Source organism: uncultured Paraglaciecola sp., from assembly GCF_963977085.1.
Classification (GTDB): Bacteria; Pseudomonadota; Gammaproteobacteria; order Enterobacterales; family Alteromonadaceae; genus Paraglaciecola.
The window spans coordinates 20,810-28,371 of record NZ_CAXBNC010000034.1; the positions used below are offsets into that span (position 1 = coordinate 20,810).

6 protein-coding genes are annotated in these 7,562 nt (G+C 40.7%); 2 read left to right on the top strand and 4 right to left on the bottom strand.

The annotated features are described in order from the left end of the window. Positions 1 to 68: 68 nt before the first annotated feature. Entirely contained in the window at positions 69 to 1,007 is a 939-nt protein-coding gene (locus AAC000_RS22475; protein ID WP_339726078.1) for a helix-turn-helix domain-containing protein, read from the bottom strand. Between the two features lie 185 nt (positions 1,008 to 1,192). Here AAC000_RS22475 and glgC point away from each other — a divergent pair, with 185 nt between their 5' ends. Further along, complete coding sequence (glgC, locus tag AAC000_RS22480) at positions 1,193 to 2,455, top strand: glucose-1-phosphate adenylyltransferase (RefSeq protein WP_339726080.1); 1,263 nt, start codon at positions 1,193 to 1,195, stop codon at positions 2,453 to 2,455. 58 nt (positions 2,456 to 2,513) lie between these two features. Here the strand turns inward: glgC and AAC000_RS22485 are convergent, their stop codons facing one another. Together AAC000_RS22485 and AAC000_RS22490 are read right to left on the bottom strand one after the other, a co-directional pair. Then, the gene (locus AAC000_RS22485) at positions 2,514 to 3,323 is read right to left on the bottom strand and encodes an alpha/beta hydrolase (protein ID WP_339726082.1); all 810 of its coding nucleotides are present in this window, start codon (positions 3,321 to 3,323) and stop codon (positions 2,514 to 2,516) included. A 156-nt stretch (positions 3,324 to 3,479) separates the two neighbouring features. Beyond that, positions 3,480 to 4,802, bottom strand: a complete 1,323-nt coding sequence (locus AAC000_RS22490; RefSeq protein ID WP_339726084.1) for an MFS transporter — start codon at positions 4,800 to 4,802, stop codon at positions 3,480 to 3,482. A 218-nt stretch (positions 4,803 to 5,020) separates the two neighbouring features. Here AAC000_RS22490 and AAC000_RS22495 point away from each other — a divergent pair, with 218 nt between their 5' ends. Continuing rightward, positions 5,021 to 5,830: a thioesterase family protein gene (locus tag AAC000_RS22495; RefSeq protein ID WP_339726086.1), complete on the top strand. Its 810-nt coding sequence runs from the start codon at positions 5,021 to 5,023 to the stop codon at positions 5,828 to 5,830. Positions 5,831 to 5,873: 43 nt separating this feature from the next. Here AAC000_RS22495 and AAC000_RS22500 read toward each other — a convergent pair whose 3' ends face one another. Beyond that, positions 5,874 to 6,719 carry an HDOD domain-containing protein gene (locus tag AAC000_RS22500; protein WP_339726088.1) on the bottom strand — a complete coding sequence of 282 codons (846 nt, stop codon included), beginning with the start codon at positions 6,717 to 6,719 and terminating at the stop codon, positions 5,874 to 5,876. Positions 6,720 to 7,562: the final 843 nt, after the last annotated feature.

Here is a 7,562-nt window from a genome sequence, read left to right on the forward strand (position 1 = left end):
AGTTAACAAGTAAAGCCTAAATATTTCAAGTTGTTTGGTGAATTATTTACTCATTATAAATTCTAACATCAGTTCATTCTGAACTGCGACTGATATTGACTGGGTGCCACCCCTACATATTTATTAAAATTAAATCTTAGGGTGATGCCATTATCGTACCCTACCTTTTGGGCCAATTGCTCAATAGACAAATCTTCTACCTCTAATAATTGTTTAGCTAGATTGATTCTCTGCTGATTAATCCAAGCCTTGGGACTAATACCTAGGGCACTTTTAAAATGTCTGTCAAAACTGCGCCGCGACATACAGGCTTGCTTAGCTAAATCATCCACTGAAAGTGGCTGATTGAGATGCCTAATTGCCCAATCAAGGGTATGGCTAAATGTGCCTGTATTTTTAGCCACTGGGGTTTCTATGTATTGCGCTTGTCCGCCATGTCTATGGGGTGAGATAACTAAACGTCTTGCGACTTGATTGGCAACTTCGTGACCAAAATCTTGTCGAACGATATCAATACCTAAATCTAAAGCTGCGGCACTACCTGCAGAACAGCTTATGTTTTGGTCGTGAGTATAGAGTACGTCGTCAACGAAATTAACTAAGGGAAAACGCTGTTTAAAGATATCACAATAACGCCAATGTGTTGTGGCACGTTTATTTTGCAGTAAACCTAACTGAGCTAACAAAAATGCACCCGAACAAAAACTGATAATGCGCCCTCCTTGCTCAGAAAATGCCGTCACCTTTTCAGCCAAATCTAGGCGAACATGATTACTTGCCGTATTCCAACTCGGGATCACTAAGGTTTGATACCCGTCTAATGTCTGAATCGATTTAGCAGAAATGGTTATCCCACCCGTTGCTCGCAATGGGCCCTTCTCAAAACAGACCACATCGGCCTGATACCAACTTGTATATTCTGGGCGTGGTAATCCAAAAATTTCAATAGCGCAGGCCAATTCAAAGGTTGCGATCTGCTCAAACGCTAAAATAGCAACTTTTGACATACTAACTCCTTATTGTTCTAACTAAATAGTAGAGTAAACCTACATAAAACCAAAAAGATATCCACTCATCAATAACTTTTCATAATATGGGAGTTTAGGATTGAGTTAACACCTGTGTTGTGTAAACTCAATGTTAAGAACAATAAAAACACTAAGCAGTTTAAATTTTGATGGAGTAAGAATTTATGGCAAAACAACCATCTCGTTATATTAGCAATTTGACCCGTGATACCTACGCACTCATTTTAGCAGGGGGCAGAGGGTCGAGGCTTTATGAACTAACAAACTGGCGAGCAAAACCTGCTCTGTATTTTGGAGGAAAATTTCGAATAATTGATTTCCCCTTGTCTAACTGCATCAACTCGGGGATCCGCAACGTAGGCGTTGTCACACAATACAAGTCCCACTCATTAATCCGTCACCTTGTTAGAGGTTGGGGGCACTTTAAAAAGGAACTAGGCGAGTCAGTAGAAATTCTTCCCGCATCACAACGTTTTTCAGATAACTGGTATGAAGGCACTGCTGATGCTGTTTTTCAAAACATTGATATTATTCGCGACGAATTGCCAAAATATGTAATGGTGTTATCTGGCGATCACATTTACCGAATGGATTACGGTAATTTAATTGCACAACATGCTCAATCAGGGGCAAAAATGACAGTAAGTTGTATGCCCGTTCCAATAGAAGAAGCCGCGGGACAATTTGGGGTGATGTCAGTAGATGAAAATTTAAAAGTGATTGGCTTTGAGGAGAAACCAGAAAACCCGACGCCTTTACCTAACGACCCAACAAAGTGTTTAGCTTCAATGGGCAATTACGTATTTGATACCGAATTTTTGTTTGAGCAGTTAAAAGCAGACTCCGAAACGTCGGGCTCTGAACGAGACTTTGGTAAGGATATTATTCCTTCGATCATCGAAGAAGGTTCCGTATATGCTTTCCAATTCGAAAGTGATGATGAACATGAAGCGTATTGGCGAGATGTAGGTACCTTAGACTCTTTTTGGCAAGCCAATATGGAATTAGTCGCGCCGGTACCAGCACTTAACTTATATGATAAAAAGTGGCCTATTTGGACTTATCAGGAACAATTACCTCCAGCCAAATTTGTATGGGAAGAAGATAATCGCAGAGGAACCGCAATTAACTCTGTTGTCTCTGGTGGCTGTATAATCTCTGGTGCGACTTTACGCCGTAGCATTTGCTTTTCTAACGTCAGAGTGCACTCCTATAGTGAAATAGAGGATTCAGTATTATTGCCAGATGTCGAAGTGCAACGGAATTGTAGAATTAGAAAGGCGATTATTGACCGAGGTTGTATTGTCCCTGAAGGCACCACTATTGGCCATAGTCGTGAAGAAGATCTCGCCCGAGGTTTCAGAGTCTCTGAAAAAGGCGTGGTATTAGTGACACGAGAAATGTTAGGGCTAAAAGTAGGTTATTAATCCACCTTTTACATAGCCCAGATATTTTCAATTATTCAGCCGCCTTAGAGCGGCTTTTTTATATCTCACTCTCCCACAATCGAATTCTATTGGTTATCAGCTCAGCCACTTGTTTTGGGCTTTCTAAGGGAAACATATGCCCACCACCTTCAAATACATGGTGTTCAATCTTGCTTTTTTTAATAAAAGTGGCCAGAAAAGCGGGGATACACACATCACTTTGACTACCTGTAACCAATAAACCAGGTACCGAAAGACGTTTATAGAACTTATTAAGATTGTGGGGCACATTCCGGTAAATACTGGCTTCAATCTGCGCATCGAAGTTCAGTTGCAACTTATCCTCTCGTTCGTCAATTGCAGCATCCACATAATCTTGAATACAAGCTAACTGGAAATTTTTGAACAGTGCCTTAGCCTTAAAATAGGCCACTAAGTCTGTCCCCAAAGGCCAACTTTGGCAACGCACTTTGGCTTTACCAGCAGGAGAGAACTTATCAATTAAAGGAGAATACTTAAGCAGCCTAAAGGCGACTCTTGCCACACCTGACGCAATGGGAGGGTCAAGCATTATTACCCCCTTAATCAAATCAGGTCTTTCACAAGCCGCCACAAAAGACACCACAGCCCCCATAGAATGCCCAACGACATAAGCGGGGTGCCCCACAGTGTGTGTTAAATAATCAATCAACTCTGCCACTTGATTTTCTAAATTAGCATTCACTGGGAAACGTTCTGAATGGGCAAATTTAGTTAATGCATGGACCGTGAAATCATCTGGAAACTGCTTGAAAATTTGTTGATAACTGCCGGCAGGAAAACCGTTAGCATGGGCAAAGTGTAAGTTGATCTTTGTGGATTTAGTCATCTAAAGCCTGTTATTTTAAATGTTGAAGGTAGAAGGCTCTCATAAGAGAGCCTTCTACCTTGTCCAATCTTGTCATTATACGCGAGGTTTATCACCTCACATACCAGTATATCCTCCATACAAAGCGACTAAACAAACATTAACTTGTTATTAACTTTAGCCGTTACGCACCTCAGCAGCCTTCCAATCAGCCGGAATGTGTTTTGCAGTCCAGAAGAACGCAATGATCGACATGGCATAAGGCACTGCTAGCCAAGAAAGTGACAAACGCAACGCTTCAACGTCGCCATATTGTTCAGTGTAAAAGTTACTCAAAATCCCAATAAAAGTGGGACCACCACCTAAGGCGATAATATTTAAAACAAAGAAAAATAATGCCGTCGACATCGCTCTCACTTTTACTGGGGCAAGAGTTTGCGCTAGAGCAAAAGAAGGTCCTAAATAGAAACCACTGGTAAAGAGTAAAATTGTGACTAACCCAATAGACAATTCAAGAGATTCTATTTGTAGTGAAAAATAATAGGCCGGCGCACCAATTAACAAAGCTAATGCGGGTACTAACCCGTATGCACTTCGGTTTGTTTTTCCCCATTTATCCACCAAAACACCACCTAACCAAACGCCTCCCGCATAAGCAGTACCATTGATTACGCCCAAGGTAATGAGAAATTGGGTGATATCTAGGCCCACATGAGCACGAACATAAAAATCAATCATCCATGTAGAAATAGCATAATTACCAAAGGATCCAAAAGAAATGGCAAAACACATTCCCCACCAAGACTTAATAGATAACAATGCCTTTATTGATTGCCAGGACTTACCTTGTGCTGAGGATGTTTGCATGTTGCCACTACGGGCAGGCTCTTTCACCGTCAGCTTTAACAATATGGCCAAGACTACGCCAGGCAAGCCGACCGCTATCATGACCATTCGCCAATCTGCTTCACCTCCCTTGAGAAAAAATGCCGAAGCAAAAAACGCTAACATTATTCCAAAAGGGATCCCTAAAGAGTATATAGCCAAAGCGCCAGCACGTTTTTCCTTGGGAAATAAATCAGAAATAATGGAATGTGAAGGTGGACTCCCACCCGCTTCACCAATTCCTACACCGATACGTGCTAAAGCAAGTTGGGTGAAATTTCCAGCCATACCTGACGCTGCGGTAAAGCCACTCCAGAGAGTCAGTGAAATGGCGACTATATTGACCCTACTGTACCTGTCGGCGAGCCACGCGATGGGGATCCCCACAACTGTATATAACAAAGCAAAATAAATTCCTTTGAGCCAGCCTAACTGTGCGTCATCTAGCCCTAGATCTGCTTTTATAAAAGGCGACAATATACCGATTATTTGACGGTCAATAAAATTAAAAGCATAGATCAGCGTCAATATGAATAGAACATAGTTCCGATATCCATTCGACACGACTGGTGGAACTTTTGGGGATTCGCTGCTCAGTATCTCGTCACTTGCCATCAATATTTCCTTAGAACTATGTGTTTTGTATTTTCCTCATGGTACGGGTACAGTCCTAGTAATTTCAAGCTATATTGTTAATTTTTTGTAAACATAACAGATAGTTATGCTCGATCATAAAGACATGAAATCATCTAACGAACTCTAAGCTTTATGATAAATGTATGCAGATCAGACCAGTTTTCATTAACAATTGATTTACGGAGCCAAAATAAGTTATGCATATTGATACATTGCTAAATTCAGTCAAACAGCAAGTTAAATCAAATATTAATGACATTACACTGTCAGTCACCAGCAATTGGGAACAAGGACGTACGCTATATGGTGGCATTTCGGCCTCTCTTGTTTATCAAGCAATGCGTGAGGCTGTTAACTCCGAAAAGATAATGCGTTCCCTAAGTACTAACTTTATTGGCCCTATAGAGGCCAATAAAGAGTTCAGCATTAACATAGAGGTGCTCAGGGAAGGGAAAAATGTTATTCAAGTGGTTGGAAGGTTAATTCAAGACAACAAAGTGGCCTTAATGAGCCAAGCAAGCTTTGGTACGGCTCGAGAATCTAAGATCCTTATCCCAAATCAACTACAACACTCAATGGAGTATCCTTTAAAGCCTAATGGCATGCCTAACATCCCTAAAATCACCCCCAAATTTATTAGAAATTTCGAGTTAGCAAGAACCAAAGGTGGATGGCCATTTACTGGCAAAAAGGAAAGTGATTTACATGGATGGATGCGCTTTAAAGAACCACCAAGTGATTTCGGTGACGCCCATTTAATTGCGTTAATAGATATTTGGCCTCCCACCGTCCTACAAATGTTACGTTGGCCTGCTATGGCTAGCACCATGAGTTGGAATGTGGAATTTATCCACCCCCATCAAAAGTTTTCAGGAAGTGATTGGTTCGCCTATCAGGCCCAAACCAGGCAGGCAGCTGATGGGTATGCACATACAGAAGCCAATATTTGGGACAAGCAAGGTTCGTTAGTGGCTATTAGTAGGCAGGTAGTAACAGTATTTGCCTAGACCTTATGTCGCTAGGCGTTTACTCACTCACAAAGAAACGCTCTTAGAACATCGCCAATGAAGATGGGCTAAATAAAGCCAAGGCACTCATTAACTGTAAATTACTAAAATCTAGCGCATTATTAACAGAATCTATATCGATACCCAAGCTTTCGTACATTTCTTCGCTGACATCGTCATGAATTGAAAAATGACTATTGTTAACGTTATTACGTGCTAACAAATAAGCGAGTTGCATAACCCTTTCTTCCTGGGTCTGAGCTTTATGTTCAGTGACATGAGTTTTTCCGACTATATCTGCAATATCCCTAGGTATGCCCCAGAGCTTTAATAGTTCAGAAGAGATATCAGCATAGGAAAAACCTAGATACTTTTTTTGTAACAGCAAAGGAGGATTATCATTTGAAATAGCGGCGCATTTATTGGCTATCTCTGGACCTAACTTTACCAAAACCAGCTCACCAAGATTGTGTAATAAACCACACACAAATAACTTCTCAGACTCTTTTAAACCGATTTCTTCGGCAATATATTTACATAACAAGGCGCAACTCACACCTTGCTCCCAATATTGATCTAAATCGATCACATCAGGGTTAATATCTTTAAATGCGCTGGCTACGCCATAAGCTAAAACTAGGTCATAGATAGAGCGTGTCCCAATAACCTGGATAGCTTTGCTGACAGTAGTAATAGTATTAGGAAATTTATACAAGGCGCTGTTCGAAATTTTTAAGACTTGCGACATGATTGCTGGATCATAATTTATCACTTCTGCAATATCTTCAATGGATGTCGCATCATCATCGATTAATTGCTTAACTTTTATGACCGCATCCGGCAGCACAAAAACATCACCAGCGTTTACTGCGTATTCTTTTACATTCATTAAACTATTTCACCTTATCATCCATTATAGAGATTGTAATCTATGATTGATTTTACTGCATGTCCAATTGTATCTGATGACAAAAACATAGTTGATACAATTATGTAGATGACATTTTCCACTTCAAAAACACTGCATGACTACACAATAGCAGAATAATTAGAAACCCACTTTACCGTTTTAATTAATTTTATTCGCAGCCCCACTAGCGCTGTGTCCAATTAAACAATCCAACATAGGACCAACAATGCACGGCACATGGTAGAACTATGCAGGAGCAATTGTCGATATGGCGGATATGTTACGCAGTAACCGAATGCATATCATCAGGGAAGGATATAGGGCCCCCAGTATTTGGCTACAGGAAAGATTATATAAAACCAATAATACCTTTTTAGCTGGGAGAAATTGGGCAAGCTGGATTTAGTCGTATTATCCATGATACTCACCTCCCGCTGCGGACAGCCAGAGGCTGTACAATTTGTTGCATACAAATTTTTCGAACCGCGCTGGTTCTCATCAAGCACGACTTATGTCAACTGTTCTGGAATTTTTGGGTGTATGGATGCTTTGAAATTGGGAGGATATTAAAAAGATGGTGGGTCGTGCTGGATTATAAAATACGTCCTGTATTTTACCCTGCGGGCCATCGCCCAAAAGACAGCGATGTTAAAATTTTTTCCAGACAAATTTTTCGAACCGCGCTGGTTCTCATCAAGCACGACTTATGTTAATTGTTCTGGAATTTTTGGGTGTATGGATGCTTTGAAATTGGAAGGATATTAAAAAGATGGTGGGTCGTGCTGGATTCGAACCAGCGACCAATTGATTAAAAGTCAACTG